Genomic DNA, 18762 nt, shown 5'->3' with positions numbered 1-18762 from the left:
GTTCGGATGCTGCGAGTACTTCCTTTATTAGTTAATGCGACATGAGTTGTCGCTTCACGTCATTTTTTCTTATATGTATGATTATCGCATAAATACGAACAAACGTCCGGTTTGAAACGAAGGTTTCCTTGATGAAACGATTAGATTCCTTAACTTTTGGTCAGTAGTTGCAAAAAGCGGGTAAAGATTGAGATAATAATGTATTTCAAAGGAATAGTTAATGGAAAGAGGGACATTCATGCTCTACGAGAAACTCGGAAAACAACCAGCAATCGAACAACTTGTTATGCGGTTTTATGAACGTGTTTATGTCGATGACCTTCTCCGTCCCTTATTCCCTGCTGATCGACAACGTGTCGAGCACGCACAAATCGTTTTTTTGACTCAGCTCACGGGTGGTCCAAAGCAGTATGAGTTGTACGATGAACGGATGAACCTGGCGATGATTCATCGTCTTTTACCGATCAGACGTGTGCATGCTGAACGATGGATCGAACTGATGACTGCTGCCATCGAGGAGACGATCCAAAATCAAGAAGCCGCTGCTCTTTTAATCGAACGTCTTCGGATTGGTGCAATGAATGTTCTTCGGATTTGCGATGCTCATCAAGACGGATAAGGGATTTTTCTTTCTCATCGGTACATTTCAATGTAAAATGAAAAGTGGAGGCGATAACTATGACTGAAGAACAAGATAAAAAGAGTGAATTGGTAAAGAGTGCCCTCGAACAAGCAGAGGCTGCCAAAACGACAGAGGAACCTGTCGAAGAAGAAAAGTCCGATGAACAGAAACGACTCGAACACATACGCGCACTCGTTACGCTTGAACGTGGTTCTGATTATTACCGTGTTGTCTTCTATGATGATCATAAACATTTGATTTTCAAAGAACTTGATTATGATCGCGTAGAGTTTGTCGGCCGTTTCTACAATGACAGTTTTGATCCGACCAACCAAAAAGAATTAGAAGAGATTTCTGAAAAAGCACTCGCGACGTCGATTCGTAAACGATTCTTGTAAAAAACGTATTCGTCTTGTGACTGTTTACTCATGCAAAAGCCGTGTTCCCCCAATCAGTTGATGGGGAGCACGGCTTTTTGCATGTACCTATTACAAGCTCATTAATTCTGTTCGGGCGTGTTTCGTTTTTTTCGACGCAGGACGTATGCCAATACGCCACCCGCAACCGCTAGTCCTGTTGCCGCCAGTACAGGTAAAAGCACTTTTTTCGACGTCAGTTTTTGTTTGACTTGTTGCAGACGGGATTCCGTTACTTCTTTTTGGGCAACGGATGTGCGACGATTGATCGTCATATGTTTTGCTGCATCTGTTACGACAATCCGTTTCGTCACCCAACGTCGATTTCCTGCGTCATCGACGATTAGTTGACGGGCTCGTTTGACACCCTTAACGCGTTTACCTGGTGTATTTTCCGGACGGACGATTCGCGAACTGATGAAACGTCGTCCTCCATTCACACCAAATCCAGGTTGTAATTTTCTTCTGTTTAACCATTCGTATGATTCATTCATTGTGCAGCGGTCATTTGACCGCTTCACCTCCCTTTAGGCTCTCTCTCGTTCATTCATTCCTATTCGCTTTGTTAAGTAATGATTCCTGTTAGATTGTTCCACTTATCGTGCTTTATTAAACGTCATTGGTCGTTCTTCTTGAAATCTTCGTTGCATTTCGTAAGCCAGTTCTAACGTTTTAATCCGTTGTCGTTCGATACTGTAGGCAGAAGCATCCGTATCAATCCGTTGTCCTGTCTGAAACTCAACTTGGACGGTTTTACCGATTTTCTGGACCGTTTTCATCTGTTTAAAGTTGATCCAGATGCACTCTGCTTTTTCCTTAGCTGTCGTCGGGAAAAAGATTGTCTGTGCTTTCCAGTCAATCAAAACCGGCGTTTTTCGATTCGGCCCCAAAATATGGCGTGCCGCCTCGATTCGTCCCCGCATCGATGAACCAAAATACAAACATGATTCTTCAATCAACTTGATCGGATGCCCCTCTAATACAACTTCTGATTGTTCTTGAATAAGTAAAGTTTGTGGTTCACCATACGGACCGTACTTTGGAATCAGTGCTAATGTTTCTTCCGTAATTTTATGTCGCATTTTGATTTCTCCCTTCCTGTATTAAGTTGGTTATATCAAATTCCACACGATTCGGTTTAGGTGTCAGGATTATTTCCCAAAATAAAAAACGAGATATGACTATCTCGTTTTTGAAGATCTTATTTTTTTTCAGCTGACTGTTCCTGAAAATGACGTGGAAAATTAAATTTCACACAAACTTTATCTTTTTCATTTCCCGACGGCTTATTCTCAATCGTCACTGTTCCTTCATGCCGCTCGACAATCCGCTTGACGATATACAAACCAAGACCAAATTTTCCCTCTTTCCCACGAGAAAATTGATGGAATAGTGGTGACGACGTCTCTAACGGCGGACCGTCGTTTTCGATTTCAATCGTCGCTGTCTCTGCTGTTCCGGATAAGCGAATCTCAATCGTCGTCTCTGCATAACGAATCGCATTGTCCAACACGTTTTCCAGTGCGACCCGCAACTGTTCACCTTCCCCTAAGACGATGCCGGCTTCACCGGAAATTTTCCAGGTCAACACTTTTGTCCCGACAAACCGTTTTTGAAGCAGATGAACCATCCGATCTAAATCCACATGATCCCATTTTGAACGATCCAGTTCAAAATAGTCGAGTTTCGTTACATACAACAAGGCAGCTACTTTCTTCTCTAACCGTTCAGCTTCCTCTTCGATGACAGAGACGGACCCCGTCAAATCTCCATCTGGATAAATCCCATCCGAAATCGATTGGGCATAACTACGAATGACCATGATCGGTGTTTTTAAATCGTGCGAGATGTTTTGGAGTAAGGACTTTTGTGCTTTGTCTTGTTTCTCTAAATCCATTCGCATCGCGTCCACCGAGCGGGCCAGCCGTCCGATTTCGTCCCCCCGGTCGAGTGGCAACGGAGTATCCCACTTTTGGGCTGCAATTTTCCCGACCGCCCCTTCGATTTCAATCAACGGATGCGTCAATCGGCGAGCTAACCAAAAAGCGATGAACAATGTCAGGACACTGACAATCGCGACAACCCAGCCAATCTTTGAAAATAATTGTGTAATCAGTTCTTGACGATAGGCATCCCAGACGTACGAGACCCGGTAATAGGTCTCACCCTTTATTTCCATCTTCAGAATACTGTAGTAGACATCTTCCTTGTCAAGACGTGTCGTATATTTTTCCATCTTATCCTCTTGATTGATGGCATCCCGATACATTTGATTCACTAACTGTTGCGGTGCACCACCATAATACAACTTCCCATTTTTCGATAACAACAAGACATTGACGGATCGTGACTCCTGTTTGCGTCGATCAAATTCAATCGGATTTTCTTGCAGCATCTCGATGACGGAAGCATCTTCCGAGAAAAAGACTTCACTGTTTTCAAGCGTCGCATAGACTTGTTCATCGATAAAGTTGCCGATGGATGACCGGATGACGACCAAAATGACGATTGAAAGAGTGGCAATGACGAGTAAGAACATCGCCCAAATCTGAAAACCCAAACTCCGGTTTTTCATGCAGCCACCAGACGATACCCAATCCCATAAATCGTCTCCAGTTCAAGTTTCGACAGTTTTTTACGGACACGCCGCACAAGATCATCGACGACACGATCTGATCCGAAATAATCATCGCCCCATACACTGATCAGGATTTGCTCCCGGGACATCGGCGTCCCAATCTGCGTCGCAAATAAAATCAATAAGTCATATTCTTTTGAGGTCAAATCAATTTCCTGACCATTTTCTTCAATAATCCGTTTTTCGGGATAAATCGTGTAATCTCCGTACCGGATGACTCCTGTTTTGGGTGTTACATAGGTCCGTGCTAGAATTTTCTTCACACGAATGACCAGTTCGCGGGGTAAAAATGGTTTGGCTATATAATCGTCAGACCCCATTTCCAGTCCAATGATTTTATCGATGTCTTCGTCACGAGCCGAGATGAATATGACGGGTGTCGTCTCATCATGGGCTTTAATCCGCTTAATTAACTGAAAACCATCTACGTCGGGTAACATGATGTCAAGTATCCATAAATCAGGTTTTTCGATGATGGCCGATGCTGCAGCTTCTCCTGATGTAAACGATTTAACTTGCCAACCTTCTTGTTCCAAATACTTGACTAAAACACGGTTCAGGTTTACTTCGTCGTCCACTAAATAAATCGTATGCATCATCATCACTCCTGCTTAAGTTGTTTTTTTTAGTGTAACAAAGGATTTCCGCAAAATTATGGGAGAATCAAAAATTGTACAAAAAAAACGCTCTCTTTTTAGAAAAGAGAGGCGCACGTCACAAAAAAATTATTTTACGAGACGCAACGATGGATACGTCGCACGTTCTACATGTGTTTTAACATTCGCCGATACATGACGACGTTCCGTTTTCACTACGTGTGCTAGGAACGTTGCGCCGCCACCAAGTAAGACTGTTACGCCAGTCATTAAAATAATTTCCACTGTTTTCGCCACCCTTTTCTATCGCAATTGATAATCAGTATCATCCTCAATACGACTATATCATGCTTGATAGAAAATGAGAAGCATTCTCACAGATTTAATCGGTTAAAAATTTCTGTTGTTCCACTTCATGTCGTTTTCGAATGATTTCACGCCATTTAAACTCACCTTGCTCCAGACCATTAATCAAAATTTCAGCTGTCCCGACATTCGTCGCAAGCGGCAGATCATAGACGTCACATAAGCGGATCAAGGCTGAGACATCCGGTTCATGGGGTTGGGCGGTCAAAGGATCCCGTAAAAAGATGACGATATCAATCTCGCCCCGTGCGACCATCGCACCGATTTCTTGGTCTCCTCCAAGTGGTCCCGACTTACAGCGGTGAACGGATAATGCCGTCGCTTCCATGATTCGTTGCCCCGTCGTCCCCGTCGCATACAATGTATTTTTGGCGAAGTAGGTTTCATACGCCCGTGTAAACATCATCATTTCGTCCTTTTTTTCATCATGTGCAATCAAAGCAATGTTCATATCTTTTCCCCCTTCCTTACCTATATGCACACAAAAAGAACTTCAGAAACCTGAAGTTTTCAGATCGTAGACAAACCCTCATTTCAACGTTGAAATGAGGGTTTGTCTTATGTAGTCGTAAAAAGTGATGTTGAAAACAAGGATTCCCACCGGAATCCCATGACCAGTTCGCCAATTTTTTGAGGTTCAGGGCACTAAAAGTAAGCATCGCTTGTAGCATTGTTTTTTTCAGACCACGATATCGGGCCCAACGCATGTCATGCTTTTCTTTTGCGTCTGCGAAGACACGTTCGATGGTCTCCTGTCGTTTTCGATACAATGCCCGGTTCACAGAAGTATGCCGCAAATGCTCCACCTCATCCATTGCTTCCTGCCAGATATGGCGTAGGATCATTTTTTTATTCTCTTGGCTCTTCGTGCACTGTGAAAGAAAAGAGCACGACGCACAGATCGTTGGGTCAGAGACGTATTCCCGATGCCCCTCTCGATTGGTCGTCCGATAACGAAGAACTTGATTGTCGGGACACAAATAACAGTCATAGTATTCGTCGTAATAGAAGTCTTTCGTTTTGAACATTCCCTTCACCCTTCTGGGGCGTGTATAAGGAAAAACCGGTAAGATGTTTCGTTGAAGGAGATGATGTGCGAGCTGGACTGTCTTGTAAGCAGAATCGGCTACGACGGCGAATGGCTGATTGAAATGATGAGTGACGGATTCAAGAAGAGGTTCAAGCATTTTACTATCATGTACATTTCCAGGTGTGAGGATCAATCCAAGTACGAATCCGTTTCGATCACAAGCTGTATGACAAGAATAAGCGAATAGTTGTTCACGTTCCCCCTTCACGTAGTAACCACTCTCGGGATCTGTTGTACTTTCCTTGATTTCGCGTGTTTCAAGACGGCTCTCCTTGAGGGCGAAGGGCTTTTTTCCATGCAGTACCCGATCCTCGTTGACTTCCAGGTCGAGTTCTTCTTTATACTGTTGGATAGCGCGACGGACAATCTTTTTCTTCGTGAACTTCCGTTTATTTGCGTTCGCCTTGATGTGTGTGGAATCCATGAATAGGACCGAAGGGTCCACGAACCCAGCTTCGACACCTTGTGAGAGGATACGATAAAAGATGGTTTCGAACACATCCGTGTCCTGAAACCGCCGGACGTAATTTTTTCCGAAAGTAGAGAAATGAGGCACTTTTTCATCCAGTCCGATTCCGAGAAACCACCGATATGCGACGTTCGTCTCAATCTCCTTGATGGTCCGACGCATCGATGGAATACCAAACAAGTATTGGAGAAGCGCCATCTTAATCAATAAAACAGGATCGATACTGGGTCTTCCGTTATTTTCACAATACAGTTTCTCTACTAAAGGATAGATGAATTCAAAGTCCATGACCTGATCTACTTTTCGAACGAGATGGTCCTGCGGGACCAATTGTTCCAATGTGATGGTGATGTTCTCAGAACGATGATGTTGGCCTCTTTTTCCCATCATAAGAATTCCTCCTCTTTCGAATATCTATGCTAGTTGTATACCCGGAAGCGTGAAAGAAAAAGCGTTTGTTCGCTCGAAATCGCTTCCTAGGGAAAAACAAGCAGGAGCGACCCAGCAGCGAAGCGATGCGGCGCGATGCTTGTCCCAGGAAAACGATTCGAAGCGAACAAAAAAAGCGGTTCTTCCCGATTAAGAGAAAAACCACTACTTTGTCTTCAGTCTGAGAACTTCAGAAACCTGAAGTTCTTCCTTCTACTTTTTGACTCATGAATTCGTCGGTTGTTTTTTTAAGACCGTCCGTAAAATTTTACCAGTCGTATTTCGTGGTAATTGATCAATGAATTCAATCCGTGTCGGACATTTATATTTCGCGAGTGAGACCGCACAAAAATCTAGTACTTCCAATTCCGTCAACGGTTCGCGTACGACGACAAATGCTTTGACCGCTTCACCCATTTCTTCGTCCGGCACACCAATGACTGCTGCTTCCACGACAGACGGATGTTGGTATAGGACTTCCTCGACTTCTCGAGGATAGACGTTGTATCCTCCGACGATGATCATATCTTTTTTTCGATCGACGATATAAAAGTATCCGTCCTCATCTTGTCTTGCCAGGTCACCTGTATAGAGCCAGCCTTCTTTTAACGTCGCCTGCGTCTCTTCCGGCATTTTATAGTAACCTGTCATGACGTTCGGACCACGAACGATCAATTCGCCGACTTGTCCAACCGGAACGTCCTGTCCTAATTCGTCAACGATTTTATTTTCGACATCGATGATCGAAGGACCGATCGATCCTGGTTTTTGGACACCGTTCAACGGATTAAAACAGGTGACGGGAGAAGCTTCTGACAAACCATATCCTTCAAGAATGTGGCAGTTGAATGTCTGATCAAATGCTTGCAGCAACGGGACCGGTAAGCTTGCCCCACCAGAAACGAACAGGCGAATCGAATCGAAGTGATGGGTGTACTCCGGATGAGCCTTGACGGTCTGCAATAAGAAGTTATACATCGTTGGCACTCCTGCAAAAATCGTCACCTGTTCTTTTTTAGCAAGTTCAAATGTCTCCTGCGGTGAGAAGCGAGGAGCGATGATGACGGTTGCTCCATGGGCGAGTGAGGCATTGACGACCACCGTCAAACAGAAGACATGGAACATCGGCAAGACCGCAAGCGTCCGGTCTCGTTCCGAAACATGTAAGTATTCTCCAATCGAACGGGCATTCGACGTTAAATTCCGATGGGACAACATCGCCCCTTTCGGTTTCCCGGTCGTACCGCTCGTATACAGAATGACAGCCGTCTCATCCGGTTCATACGTCACCTCTTGAATCGGATGTTCAATTTCAAGCCATGCCTCCAGTGTCGTGAAACGAACTTTCCCGATTTGCTCATCCGGACCGATTTGACCATTAAACGGAACGGATACGACAACAGCGAGGTGCGGCAAATGAATCAAACGATCCTTCGCGGCCTCGACAAGTGGTGCGATTCCTAAAATTCCTTTGACATCCCCGTTCATCAAGATATACCCCAGCTCATCCGGTGTATAGGTCGGATTGATCGGAATCGCAATCGCTCCTTGTTTCATCACTGCATAATAACCCACTAAAAAAGCCGGGCTATTTCCAAGTATCAACGCAACATGATCCCCTTTACGGATTCCGTGCGCCTCAAGTGCTCCTGCCGCCCGGTGAAATTTCTCAACAAATTCCCGGTAACTTACCGCGGTATCTTCAAACACATAGGCAATACTGTCCGGACGTTGCCGGGCCGTTTCTTCCACCGAATGAATCAATCCCATCATAACTCGCTTCCCCCTTCGAATGAATAACCGTTCATTTTTAACGTAAAAAAAATCCATTCATGACGTGTCCGCCTGTATGGATAGTGTAGCATTTTATGGAAACGTTTTCACGTTCTTTCTTTTAACCGTTGACGATGACGCCGCCATTTAGATGAAGGACTTGACCCGTCATATAACTTGAATCGTTACATGCTAGGAACACGTAGGCTGACGCCATTTCTGCCGGCTGTCCGGGACGGTCCATCGGTGTATTTTTACCAAATGTCTTCACCGATTCGTCCGGGAATGTGTCTGTGATCAATGGTGTCCAGATCGGACCTGGTGCGACCGCATTGACACGGATTCCTTGTTTCGCAAGGTTCATCGACAGACTACGTGTAAAGCTGACGATGGCTCCTTTCGTCGACGAATAATCAATCAGCAATGGATTTCCTTCATACGCTGTCGACGACGTCGTATTGATGATGGCTGACCCCAGTGACAAGTGAGGTAGTGCGGCCCGCGCTAAGCGCATCATCCCGAAGATATTCGTCTTGAATGTTTTTTCCATCGATTCGTCCGTGATGTCGAGCAATGATTCTTCTGGTTTTTGCATACTCGCATTGTTGACGACGATATCTAAACGACCAAATCGTGCAATCGTTTTTTTGACGAGTTCTTCACAATATTCCCCATCACCGATATCACCTTGTGAAAGTAACACTTCGCCGCCGAGTTCTTCAAGACGCGCTTTTGTTTCTTCTGCGCCTTCTTGATCGCCGTAAAACGCGATGACGATTTTAGCACCTTCTAATGTATAGGCAATCGAGATGGCACGTCCGATTCCTGAATTACCACCTGTCACGATCGCGACTTTGCCTTTTAATTTTCCAGCAGCACGGTAATCGTCCCGCTCATAGTATGGTAACGGTTGTTGATCTTCCGTTTTAGGTAATCCTTCTGAGACTTTTTCAAAGTTGATGAAATCCGTTAACGTACCCTCTAAAAAGTTATCTTTATTGTAGCCCATGAAAAAAGCTCCCCCTATGCAAGTTGATAGAAAGAGTTTTCCCAAAAAAGCTTATGCTAAAACGTCAAGTACCTCATCTAGCTCGACGGCACCAAAATATTTCTTCAGCTCATACTGACTTAACACTTCACGTAACGACGCTCGATCGTAGCGTTTTCCTTCTAATGCCTGAGCAATTTCCGATGCATCCTCGACCCCGAAAAAGTCTCCATAGATCTTCGCTTCTTCAATGATTCCCTTTTTCACATTTAAACGAAAATCGATTGTGCCGATCGGAAAACGTTTTTTATGGATGACATCAAACTTCGGCGATTTACCGAAATTCCAGTCCCAGTTCCCGTACCGTTCTGCGGAAATCGCATGGACCTTCGCCCAATCTTCATCCGTCAACACATAACGTTCCATTTCTTTTCCTTCATAGATGGACTCAAGTAAATGGGCGACAAACTCATCCATCGTCAATGGTTCCGTCAAAAATTCTGAAATGTTCGCAACACGGCTGCGGACTGATTTGATTCCTTTTGAACGCATTTTCTCTTCACTGACGACCAGAGCATTGACGACCTCTTCAATGTTTGAGTCAAGCATCAGCGTGCCATGGCTGAACATGCGGCCTTTTGTCGTAAACTGGGCATTACCGCTGATTTTTCGTGTGCCGACATGAATATCATTTCGACCTGATAATTCTGCCTCGACCCCGAGTTTATGCAACGCTTGTACAACCGGCTCCGTGAACTTTTTATAGTTGTTGAAGGAATCCCCGTCATCTTTCGTCAAGAAACTGAAATTCAAGTTTCCGTGGTCGTGATAGACGGCACCACCACCCGACAGGCGACGGACCACATGGATCCCGTTCTCCTCGACATACTTTAAGTTCACTTCCTCATTCGTGTTTTGGTTTTTACCGACGATGATCGATGGACCATTGATGTAAAAGAGGAAATAATCCTCTTCGCTGACGTTCAGGTTGTTTAAGATGAAATCCTCTACGGCAAGGTTAATCCGTGCATCGTGAATTTCTGGATGAAAAATGAATTTCATAAGTTTCAGGTTCTCCTTTTACAATCGAATTTAGTTACAGCCGTCCACACCACAGGCATCACCCTCGGCTACGATTTCTACTTTTTGTTCCTGTTGGACCCGGTCCAATACTTGGCTGAACGCTTCTACCGGTTGGGCACCTGAGATGGCGTATTTCCGGTCGAACACAAAAAATGGCACCCCCGTGACACCAAGTTCACGAGCCATGTCTTCTTCCTGGCGAACTTCATCGGACGACTCGTCAGATGAAAGAAATGCCTCGACGGATGCTGTCTCCAAACCGGCTTCGGTCGCAATCCGCGTCAAAATCGAATCGTCGTTTAAGTTCTCGCCCTTCATGAAGTAGGCTTGGAACAATCCTTCCGATACCTCATCCATTTTACCATGTTTTTTGGCGAATTGAGTCAGACGATGCGCCTTAAACGTATTGGCAGGGATAACACGGTCCATTTCATACATCAAACCATCTGCTTTCGCAGCGTCGACGACACCTTGCGACATCGTTTGGGCTTGTTCGACCGATGTGCCGTACTTGGATGCCAAAATTTCGTATAATCCCATCGTCGGTTGTGCCGGTGCTGTTGGATCGAGTTCAAAACTCTTGAATTCCACCTCTACATTTGTAACTCCGTTTTCCTCGATTGCCTTTTCCAAACGTTTTTTTCCAATGTAACAAAACGGACACGCATAATCTGACCAGACTTCCACTTTCATCTTGTTCCAGCTCCTTTGTTTATGATTTTGTACGTTTAGCATAATCCCCGGAACGATTGCGTGCAATGAATCTGATTTCACGTTATGCCAAAAAACTCCTTTGCCCGCAAGCGAAGGAGTTTTGATGAAAAATCATTTATTCTGTAACGAGCGCGTGTGCTGCATCGTTGATTTCTAATTCTAACTCTTCTGTATACTGTGCCGTTTGTGCTGACGTCCAGTTCAAGTGACGCGTCATCTCTTTGATGACCGCCTCTTTATGTGTCCGTGCCCAAGCGATATCAAAGAAGACCGCACCTGTCCGACGAATGAAGAAGTCGATTGGACGCGCGACCATCTCGTGGTCGATTCCGTAGTGTAACTGGGCGTAGACATCACGTGGCAACTCTGTTTCTGCGCCATCGTATTCAGCGGCATAACGAAGTACTTCCGGTAAGTTTGATCCGTAACGTTTCGCGAGGAACAAAACTTCTTCCGAAGTCAATCCGTTTGCCGGCGCTTGTGCTTTAAGGAACTTCGCAAACCCGTTCGCTCCCCCGACGTGTCCGCCTGAAATCGGCATGTTTTTTGTTGAACAACGGGCATAAGCACGGTTTGTTTCTTGTTTTAATAGTTTCGCGACAAGATCGACGACATGTTCGCCCATTTTACGGTAACCTGTCAGTTTCCCGCCGGCAATCGTGATCAAGCCTGATTCGGACTGCCAGACTTCATCTTTCCGTGAAATCTCTGATGGATCTTTTCCTTGTTCGTAAATCAACGGACGAACACCGGCCCAGCTTGATTCGACATCTTCCGCTGTCACTTTGACATCCGGGAACATGTAATGAATCGCGTCCAGCACGTATTCTTGATCCTCAACCGTGAACTTCGGATGGGCTGTATCTTTATCGAAGAACGTATCTGTCGTCCCGACGTAGGCTTTTCCTTCACGTGGGATGGCAAAGATCATCCGACCGTCCGGTGTATCGAAGTAGACGGCTTGTTTTAACGGGAACTTCGATTGATCGATGACGACATGGACCCCTTTCGTCAGACGAAGTTGTTTTCCAACTTTTGAGCCATCTTTTTCGCGCAACTCATCGACCCAAGGACCTGTTGCATTGACGACTTTTTTCGCACGAATTTCATGGACATCACCTGTCTCAAGATCCGTCACGCGCATACCGGCTACTTTACCGGCTTCATAGAGAATCTCTTCGGCTTTCGTATAGTTGACGACACGGGCGCCGTGCGCGACCGCTTCTTTCATGACTTCAATCGTCAGACGGGCATCATCTGTCCGGTACTCGACGTAGTAACCGCCACCTTTTAGACCATCCTGCTTGACGAGCGGTTCTTTTGCCAGTGTCTCTTTCGCCGATAACATCGAACGCCACTCTGAACGTTTGACTCCTGCTAAGAAATCGTAGACACGTAAACCGATTGATGTGCTGAACGGTCCGAATGTGCCGCCTTTATGCATCGGTAACAACATCCATTCCGGTGTCGTGACGTGTGGTCCGTTTTCATAAACGATGGCACGCTCTTTTCCGACTTCCGCAACCATTTGAATTTCGAATTGTTTCAAATAACGTAAACCACCATGCACCAATTTCGTTGAACGACTTGATGTTCCGGCTGCGAAATCCTGCATCTCAACGAGTCCGATCTTCATACCACGTGACGCGGCATCTAATGCGATTCCCGCTCCTGTGATTCCTCCACCTACAACAAGTAGATCCAGTTCTTCACGTGTCAATCGATTGTAGACGTCTGCACGGTTTTTGCTTGAAAATGATTGGTTTGCCATGAATAGTTCCCCCTGTTTAGGTTCGAAAAAAAAGAGACCACAACAAACAGACTGACGGTGTCAACTGTTGCTGTGGTCTCTCCATATTCTCCGACCGGTTTATTAACTTGTTCTTACTATAACATATCTCACATTACTTAAACAACATCGTAGCCTGTACAGCTTTTTTCCAACCGTGGTAAAGATCTTCACTCTCTTGTTCCGCCATCTCCATCTCAAAACGGCGATCCATCTGCCACTGCGCGGCAATCTGTTCTTGATTTTCGAAGAAACCAACCGCTAGTCCTGCCAAGTAGGCAGCACCGAGTGCCGTCGTTTCATTGATTTCCGGACGTTCGACTGGTGCTTGGATGATGTCACTCTGGAATTGCATGAGGAAATCATTTTTGACCGCGCCCCCGTCAACACGCAAGGTCGACATCTCGATCCCGGAATCTTGCTCCATCGCCGTCAAGACGTCACGCGTCTGATAGGCAAGCGATTCAAGTGTCGCTCGGATGAAGTGTTCCTTTTCTGTTCCACGTGTCAAACCAAAAACAGCACCGCGGACATCACTATCCCAGTAAGGCGTTCCAAGACCAACAAATGCTGGAACGACATAAACACCCTCTGATGACGTCACACGCGTCGCATATGCTTCCGTTTCCTTGGCATCATTAATGAGGCGAAGACCATCCCGTAGCCATTGAATCGCTGAACCAGCAACAAAGATACTCCCTTCAAGGGCGTACTGGACTTTTCCATCAATCCCCCACGCAATCGTCGTCAATAGACCATGCTCAGATGAAACGGCTTTCTCACCCGTATTGAGCAACATGAAGCACCCTGTCCCATACGTGTTTTTTGCCATACCTTTTTCAAAACAGGCTTGACCGAATAAGGCAGCTTGCTGATCACCCGCTGCGCCCGCGATCGGAACCGATTCACCGAAGAAATGATAACCCGCTGTATGGGCATACACTTCAGAAGACGGACGAACTTCCGGTAACATCGCTTTTGGAACATCGAGAATCGCTAACAACTCATCGTCCCACTGGAGTTCGTGGATGTTATACATCAACGTCCGGCTCGCATTGGAATAGTCCGTGACGTGAGCCTTTCCACCAGACAGCTTCCAGATCAACCACGTATCGATCGTTCCAAACAACAGCTCACCGCGTTCCGCCCGTTCACGTGACCCTTCGACATGATCAAGGATCCATTTGACTTTTGTTCCAGAGAAGTACGCATCAATCAGCAAACCTGTTTTAGAACGGAACAAATCCGCATGTCCAGCATTTCGTAATTCATCACAAATTCCAGCTGTTTGTCTTGATTGCCAGACAACTGCATTATAAATCGGTTTCCCTGTATCTTTCTCCCAGACAACCGCTGTTTCGCGTTGATTCGTGATCCCGATTCCAGCGATTTGTGTGGCCTTGACGTTGGCTTCCGTTAGGCAGGTCGCAACGACAGCAAGGACACTCCCCCAAATCTCGTTGGCGTTGTGTTCAACCCAACCCGGCTTCGGAAAATACTGTGTAAACTCACGTTGTGCGGAATGAACGATTTCACCTGACCGATTAAATAAAATCGCTCGTGTACTCGTCGTTCCTTGATCTAGTGACAAAATGTAGTTCTCCATCTTTTCCCCATCCTTTATATCTAGTAAGTTAAGCTTAAGCTGACTTCGACTTCACTGACGTTGATTTATTCGGACGAACACCGAATCTATAGCATAAGCCTAATATGACAATCGTCACAAGTCCAACGACCACAAATGCCGGTGTATCTTTGCCCGAGAAGACAGACCGATAAAACAATCCGCCGAGGCTACCGCCAAGAATAGGACCGATGACCGGAATCCACGAATAGCCCCAGTTCGAAGAACCTTTTCCTGCAATCGGCAGAAGGAAGTGCGCAATTCGCGGACCTAAATCACGTGCCGGGTTCATCGCGTATCCCGTCGTACCGCCAAATGACATCCCGAGACTGACGATCAGGAAGCCGACGATCAATGGATTCAGACCATCTGAAAACGTATTGGCACCAATCGACAAAATCCCGACGACCAGTAAAAACGTTGCGATCAATTCACTCATCACGTTCGAAAACGTATGCGGAATCGCAGGTGATGTCGCAAAGACACCCAGTTTTGCTGCCGGATCTTTTGTTTCCGCCCAGTGCGGTAAGTAATGTACAAACACGATACTGGCACCAACAATCCCACCTAATAGTTGGGCAATGATGTAGCCGGGAACATCTGACCAGGCAAACGAACCATCAAACGCAAGACCTAACGTCACGGCCGGATTAAGATGAGCCCCACTAAATTGCCCGACTGCATAGACGGATAAAGCGACTGCAAATCCCCAGGCGAAGGTGATGACGATCCATCCTGCATCTTTTGCATAGGATCTCGATAACGTGACACCTGCTCCGACACCGTTCCCAAGTGCAACAAGAAGAGCCGTTCCTAAAAATTCTGCTAGTACTGGTGACATGTGTTCTTCCCCCTTTGTATGTGAAAGAAGCAACAAAAAAAGAGATTCGCGCCTCGGCTTTTTGAATGTTCTCAAAAAACATGAAAGCGTGAATCTCCGATTTCTCCGTCACTTCGTATCAACTTGTTTTCACTATAACAATCGATGAAAACGCTGTCAAACGGTTTAGGTGATTTTTATCATAGCGTTTTCATTTACCTGGTTCAAAGTATCGCCACAATTCTTTATTTGAGGTCGTGATGCTCGATGCACCAGCTGCGATTGCTTGCTCCACTTCCTCAACCGTATCGATCAATCCGCCGGCAAAGACTAGTTTCCCGGTTTTTCGTTTGACCTCTGCGATATACTTCGGCATCAAGCCAGGCAATACTTCGATATAGTCTGGTTGTGTCCGTTCCATCAAGTGATAACTTTTTTCGAGTGAACTCGAATCGAGCAAAAACATTCGTTGCATCGTCTTCACCTTTTTCTGACGCGCTTTTACGATGACGCTTGCCTTCGTCGAGATGACACCATATGGTTTCAGTTCTTGACAGACATATTCCGTCGCAAACTCATCATTTTTTAATCCTTGCACTAAATCCATATGCAAAAACATTTTTTTATCGTAACGATGTGCTAATTCGTAGACAGCTTTTAATCGCGAGACATGCATCTCGAGTAACACACCGTATTCATACGGACTTTTCAACATTTTTTCAAAGTCTTCTAACTTTCTGACGGACGGTAAAATCTTTTGACCGAAGTATGTCATGTCGTATCCCCATTTCTTTAATTTCTTCCTAGTATGTCGCCTTTTCAAGACTTTTCGCAATCTTCTTTTCATGAAAACGAGTGAAAAGAACGATTAAAATAGGGTATACCTTAACGATACTGCTTTGAAATGGAGGTGAGAAGCGCAGTCTTTTTTGCCTGTGCCTCCCATGAGTCAACAAAAACGAATCCTCATTTATTTATTTTCCATCTTGATCAACGCACTCGGAAATAGTTTTATGGTGACTGCCGCTATCGGTAGCGCCCCTTGGACATCTGCAAGCGAAGCCTTAGCTCGCCTCTCGCCTTTGACCGTCGGGCTGGCGATTGTCGTCTTACACGTTTTGGCACTTGGAAGTGCCTTGATTCTTGGTAGTCGATTTAGTTGGTGGACGATCCTACTTAGTTTTTCCTTAGTCATCCTGTTTGGAACGGCGATTGACTTTTTCTTATCGATTCATCAATTGCTTTATATACCAACGACACTTTGGATGCGTATCCTCTACATGGTGATCGGGATGCCGTTGATTTCACTTGGTCTGGCTTTGTATTTGCAAATCGGTTTTGTCCTGATGCCACCCGACTATTTGATGAAATCACTCATTAGCCGGTTTAAAAGTACATCAATCGGTGCGACAGTCAGCCTCGCAATCCCTTTTTTGATTGCGAGCATCCTGTCACTCGTCGAACACGAACTGATTGGAATTGGTGTCGGAACGTTTGTCTTCTTGTTGCTGAATGGTCCGTTGATCGAGTTTTTCCAAAACGCCTTTCCCATCACGCGTCGTGTCCAATGACAAACAGATCCTCTTCCTGCTGATGTTCTCGCAGGGAGAGGATCTGTTTTTGGACGAATCGGCTTACAGGTACGATTTTTTTTGGAAAATCAAGATCGAGCTACCGAATAAGACTAAGATATGGGCGATGACAAAAATGATTGAAAATGTCAGCGTCGTTCCCATCGGTTCAGCCATCCCGTATGTCAATGCACCTTTAAAATACATCGACCAATCCAAATGCATGAAGACGATCCATTTAGCGATTTCCGGTTTGAATGCTAACAAAACATTTCCGACAATCGAGGTAAAGAATTGTGCCAAGACCGTAAAGCCGATGATCATCCCGACGGAGCGGAAGACAAGCGAAAAGAACAACGTCATGAAAATCGTGAAGATCGGGTTGACGAGCGCCAAGACCGTATCTCGCAATTGAAGTGTTTCTCCTGTTTCAGAAAAGGCAAACGAGGCCGCATACGTAATCAGGGCGATAAAGAGGAATTGACCGAGCATGATCAAGATCGAAAACAGTAATTTCGAGAAGTAAATCGTCATCCGCGAGTACGGACTCATCAACAGATGTTTCATCGTATCATAACGGACCTCGTTCCCGACTGTCTCTGCCGTGAAGACAATCGTGATGATTCCAAGCAATCCAAACAAGATCGTCGAAACCAACGTGTAATATTCACTTCGCGTAAAATCAAAGTCATTGGTTTTAGCGATGATGACCAGTCCAACGGCGATGACAAGGTATAGTGCTAAAACGATTTTCGATTTTTTCATCGTCCACCATTTCATCCATTCATTTTGTATGAGCGAAAGCATGTGAATCCCCCTCTTTTTTCGTCACTTGTAAGAATTGTTCTTCGAGCGTCTGACGCTTGACCGTCAGTTCATGTAGATCAGCAATCGGAACGATCAGTCGGGCGATCGCCGGTGTCTCACTTTCAGGTGCCGTGATGACAATTTTGTCCTTCCAGCGTTCTGCCGGATAATTAGCGGCCCGCAATACTTCGATCACATCCAGAATAGTTGCTTCCGGTACACGGATTAAAATTTTTGCTCCCGTCTCATTTCGGACGGATTCGACGGATTTGATGACCCCTTGATCAATGATCGCGTACCGGTCGCTGATCTGTTCCATTTCACCTAGCATATGGCTCGAAATCAGAATGGCGATATCTTGTTCCCGCGCCATTTTCCGTAAGTATTCTCGTAGTTCTGCGATTCCCGCTGGGTCCAGCCCATTCGTCGGCTCATCCAGGATCAAGACACGTGGATTATGTAACAGGGCACGTGCGATTCCTAGACGCTGTTTCATCCCCAGGGAATATTCGCCGACCTTTTTCGAAAGTTTTCCTTCTAGACCAACGAGTTGCGCCAACGCCTCATAATCAACCGTCGCAAGGCCGGGAATCAGGTTTTTCGCTTGGACAAGGTTTTGTTTTCCGGTCATGTATGGGTAAAATGCAGGATTTTCGACGATTGCCCCGATTTGTGTCAACGCTTTCGAACGTTCCTGAACGACATCAAAACCATTGACGGTGACCGTCCCCGCGTCTTGTTCGAGCAGCCCGGTAATGATACGGATCGTCGTTGTTTTCCCGGCACCGTTTGGTCCTAGAAATCCAAATACTTCTCCCGGTGATACTTCAAAACTGACGTCTTTTAAAATTTCTTCTTTTCCTAACCGTTTTGACACATGTTCAATTTTCAGCATCTTTTTTCCTCCTCTTGCTTGCGCTTCTTGTTCTAGTGTACGTCATTACAGATAAAAAAGTTCCTATTCTTA

The 18762-nt window shown here is 45.5% G+C and carries 20 protein-coding genes; 3 read left to right on the top strand and 17 right to left on the bottom strand.

Annotated features, from left to right (window positions below; all coding sequences use genetic code 11):
- Nucleotides 1–238 precede the first annotated feature (238 nt).
- The gene (locus tag P404_RS0112915; RefSeq protein ID WP_014969717.1) at nt 239–619 is read left to right on the top strand and encodes a truncated hemoglobin; all 381 of its coding nucleotides are present in this window, start codon (nt 239–241) and stop codon (nt 617–619) included.
- A 59-nt stretch (nt 620–678) separates the two neighbouring features.
- Nucleotides 679–1020: a hypothetical protein gene (locus tag P404_RS0112910; RefSeq protein ID WP_014969716.1), complete on the top strand. Its 342-nt coding sequence runs from the start codon at nt 679–681 to the stop codon at nt 1018–1020.
- Between the two features lie 101 nt (nt 1021–1121).
- Here the strand turns inward: P404_RS0112910 and P404_RS0112905 are convergent, their stop codons facing one another.
- The 15 genes from P404_RS0112905 to P404_RS0112835 all read right to left on the bottom strand — a co-directional run bounded on the left by P404_RS0112905 (nt 1122) and on the right by P404_RS0112835 (nt 16192).
- Complete coding sequence (locus P404_RS0112905) at nt 1122–1532, bottom strand: hypothetical protein (protein WP_014969715.1); 411 nt, start codon at nt 1530–1532, stop codon at nt 1122–1124.
- 102 nt (nt 1533–1634) lie between these two features.
- Nucleotides 1635–2120, bottom strand: coding sequence for a competence protein ComK (locus P404_RS0112900; RefSeq protein WP_014969714.1), 486 nt, complete (start codon nt 2118–2120; stop codon nt 1635–1637).
- A 119-nt stretch (nt 2121–2239) separates the two neighbouring features.
- Complete coding sequence (locus P404_RS0112895; protein WP_236624407.1) at nt 2240–3598, bottom strand: sensor histidine kinase; 1359 nt, start codon at nt 3596–3598, stop codon at nt 2240–2242.
- 11 nt (nt 3599–3609) lie between these two features.
- The gene (locus tag P404_RS0112890; RefSeq protein WP_026830976.1) at nt 3610–4275 is read right to left on the bottom strand and encodes a response regulator transcription factor; all 666 of its coding nucleotides are present in this window, start codon (nt 4273–4275) and stop codon (nt 3610–3612) included.
- Nucleotides 4276–4401: 126 nt separating this feature from the next.
- The gene (locus P404_RS18515) at nt 4402–4557 is read right to left on the bottom strand and encodes a hypothetical protein (protein WP_014969711.1); all 156 of its coding nucleotides are present in this window, start codon (nt 4555–4557) and stop codon (nt 4402–4404) included.
- 97 nt (nt 4558–4654) lie between these two features.
- On the bottom strand, nt 4655–5089 hold the full coding sequence (locus P404_RS0112880; protein ID WP_014969710.1) for a methylglyoxal synthase: 435 nt from the start codon (nt 5087–5089) through the stop codon (nt 4655–4657).
- A gap of 16 nt (nt 5090–5105) precedes the next feature.
- Nucleotides 5106–6587 (bottom strand): IS1182 family transposase, encoded by a 1482-nt coding sequence (locus tag P404_RS17675; protein WP_236624406.1) that lies wholly within the window; start codon nt 6585–6587, stop codon nt 5106–5108.
- Between the two features lie 264 nt (nt 6588–6851).
- Nucleotides 6852–8396 carry a fatty acid--CoA ligase family protein gene (locus P404_RS0112870; protein ID WP_026830975.1) on the bottom strand — a complete coding sequence of 515 codons (1545 nt, stop codon included), beginning with the start codon at nt 8394–8396 and terminating at the stop codon, nt 6852–6854.
- Between the two features lie 124 nt (nt 8397–8520).
- Entirely contained in the window at nt 8521–9408 is an 888-nt protein-coding gene (locus P404_RS0112865; protein WP_014969708.1) for an SDR family oxidoreductase, read from the bottom strand.
- Between the two features lie 51 nt (nt 9409–9459).
- On the bottom strand, nt 9460–10449 hold the full coding sequence (locus P404_RS0112860; protein ID WP_014969707.1) for a lipoate--protein ligase: 990 nt from the start codon (nt 10447–10449) through the stop codon (nt 9460–9462).
- A gap of 30 nt (nt 10450–10479) precedes the next feature.
- On the bottom strand, nt 10480–11163 hold the full coding sequence (locus tag P404_RS0112855) for a DsbA family oxidoreductase (protein ID WP_014969706.1): 684 nt from the start codon (nt 11161–11163) through the stop codon (nt 10480–10482).
- A 136-nt stretch (nt 11164–11299) separates the two neighbouring features.
- Nucleotides 11300–12955 carry a glycerol-3-phosphate dehydrogenase/oxidase gene (locus P404_RS0112850; protein ID WP_026830974.1) on the bottom strand — a complete coding sequence of 552 codons (1656 nt, stop codon included), beginning with the start codon at nt 12953–12955 and terminating at the stop codon, nt 11300–11302.
- A gap of 133 nt (nt 12956–13088) precedes the next feature.
- Nucleotides 13089–14579 (bottom strand): glycerol kinase GlpK, encoded by a 1491-nt coding sequence (gene glpK / locus P404_RS0112845; protein WP_014969704.1) that lies wholly within the window; start codon nt 14577–14579, stop codon nt 13089–13091.
- Nucleotides 14580–14613: 34 nt separating this feature from the next.
- Nucleotides 14614–15438: an MIP/aquaporin family protein gene (locus P404_RS0112840; protein ID WP_026830973.1), complete on the bottom strand. Its 825-nt coding sequence runs from the start codon at nt 15436–15438 to the stop codon at nt 14614–14616.
- Between the two features lie 190 nt (nt 15439–15628).
- On the bottom strand, nt 15629–16192 hold the full coding sequence (locus tag P404_RS0112835; protein ID WP_014969702.1) for a glycerol-3-phosphate responsive antiterminator: 564 nt from the start codon (nt 16190–16192) through the stop codon (nt 15629–15631).
- 169 nt (nt 16193–16361) lie between these two features.
- On the opposite strand from P404_RS0112835, the gene P404_RS0112830 reads away from it, so the two are divergent.
- Complete coding sequence (locus tag P404_RS0112830; protein WP_014969701.1) at nt 16362–16988, top strand: YczE/YyaS/YitT family protein; 627 nt, start codon at nt 16362–16364, stop codon at nt 16986–16988.
- A gap of 63 nt (nt 16989–17051) precedes the next feature.
- On the opposite strand, the gene P404_RS0112825 is transcribed toward P404_RS0112830, so the two are convergent.
- Nucleotides 17052–17795: an ABC transporter permease gene (locus P404_RS0112825; RefSeq protein WP_014969700.1), complete on the bottom strand. Its 744-nt coding sequence runs from the start codon at nt 17793–17795 to the stop codon at nt 17052–17054.
- Nucleotides 17773–18690, bottom strand: coding sequence for an ABC transporter ATP-binding protein (locus tag P404_RS0112820; RefSeq protein WP_026830972.1), 918 nt, complete (start codon nt 18688–18690; stop codon nt 17773–17775). The genes P404_RS0112825 and P404_RS0112820 overlap by 23 nt, the downstream gene beginning before the upstream one ends.
- Nucleotides 18691–18762: the final 72 nt, after the last annotated feature.

Source organism: Exiguobacterium antarcticum DSM 14480, assembly GCF_000685865.1.
Classification (GTDB): Bacteria; Bacillota; Bacilli; order Exiguobacteriales; family Exiguobacteriaceae; genus Exiguobacterium_A; species Exiguobacterium_A antarcticum.
The sequence above is the reverse complement of the archived record's forward strand: the minus strand, read 5'-3'. Positions and strand labels throughout refer to the sequence as shown.

Coding starts and splice junctions, on each gene's coding strand:
- P404_RS0112860 (WP_014969707.1), bottom strand. CDS start 10,449: ATGAAATTCATTTTTCATCCAGAAATTCACGATGCACGGATTAACCTT.
- P404_RS0112865 (WP_014969708.1), bottom strand. CDS start 9,408: ATGGGCTACAATAAAGATAACTTTTTAGAGGGTACGTTAACGGATTTC.
- P404_RS0112840 (WP_026830973.1), bottom strand. CDS start 15,438: ATGTCACCAGTACTAGCAGAATTTTTAGGAACGGCTCTTCTTGTTGCA.
- P404_RS0112835 (WP_014969702.1), bottom strand. CDS start 16,192: ATGACATACTTCGGTCAAAAGATTTTACCGTCCGTCAGAAAGTTAGAA.
- P404_RS0112820 (WP_026830972.1), bottom strand. CDS start 18,690: ATGCTGAAAATTGAACATGTGTCAAAACGGTTAGGAAAAGAAGAAATT.
- P404_RS0112850 (WP_026830974.1), bottom strand. CDS start 12,955: ATGGCAAACCAATCATTTTCAAGCAAAAACCGTGCAGACGTCTACAAT.
- P404_RS0112870 (WP_026830975.1), bottom strand. CDS start 8,396: ATGGGATTGATTCATTCGGTGGAAGAAACGGCCCGGCAACGTCCGGAC.
- P404_RS0112910 (WP_014969716.1), top strand. CDS start 679: ATGACTGAAGAACAAGATAAAAAGAGTGAATTGGTAAAGAGTGCCCTC.
- P404_RS17675 (WP_236624406.1), bottom strand. CDS start 6,587: ATGATGGGAAAAAGAGGCCAACATCATCGTTCTGAGAACATCACCATC.
- P404_RS0112900 (WP_014969714.1), bottom strand. CDS start 2,120: ATGCGACATAAAATTACGGAAGAAACATTAGCACTGATTCCAAAGTAC.
- P404_RS0112905 (WP_014969715.1), bottom strand. CDS start 1,532: ATGAATGAATCATACGAATGGTTAAACAGAAGAAAATTACAACCTGGA.
- P404_RS0112890 (WP_026830976.1), bottom strand. CDS start 4,275: ATGATGCATACGATTTATTTAGTGGACGACGAAGTAAACCTGAACCGT.
- P404_RS0112825 (WP_014969700.1), bottom strand. CDS start 17,795: ATGCTTTCGCTCATACAAAATGAATGGATGAAATGGTGGACGATGAAA.
- P404_RS0112855 (WP_014969706.1), bottom strand. CDS start 11,163: ATGAAAGTGGAAGTCTGGTCAGATTATGCGTGTCCGTTTTGTTACATT.
- P404_RS0112880 (WP_014969710.1), bottom strand. CDS start 5,089: ATGAACATTGCTTTGATTGCACATGATGAAAAAAAGGACGAAATGATG.
- glpK (WP_014969704.1), bottom strand. CDS start 14,579: ATGGAGAACTACATTTTGTCACTAGATCAAGGAACGACGAGTACACGA.
- P404_RS0112830 (WP_014969701.1), top strand. CDS start 16,362: ATGAGTCAACAAAAACGAATCCTCATTTATTTATTTTCCATCTTGATC.
- P404_RS0112915 (WP_014969717.1), top strand. CDS start 239: ATGCTCTACGAGAAACTCGGAAAACAACCAGCAATCGAACAACTTGTT.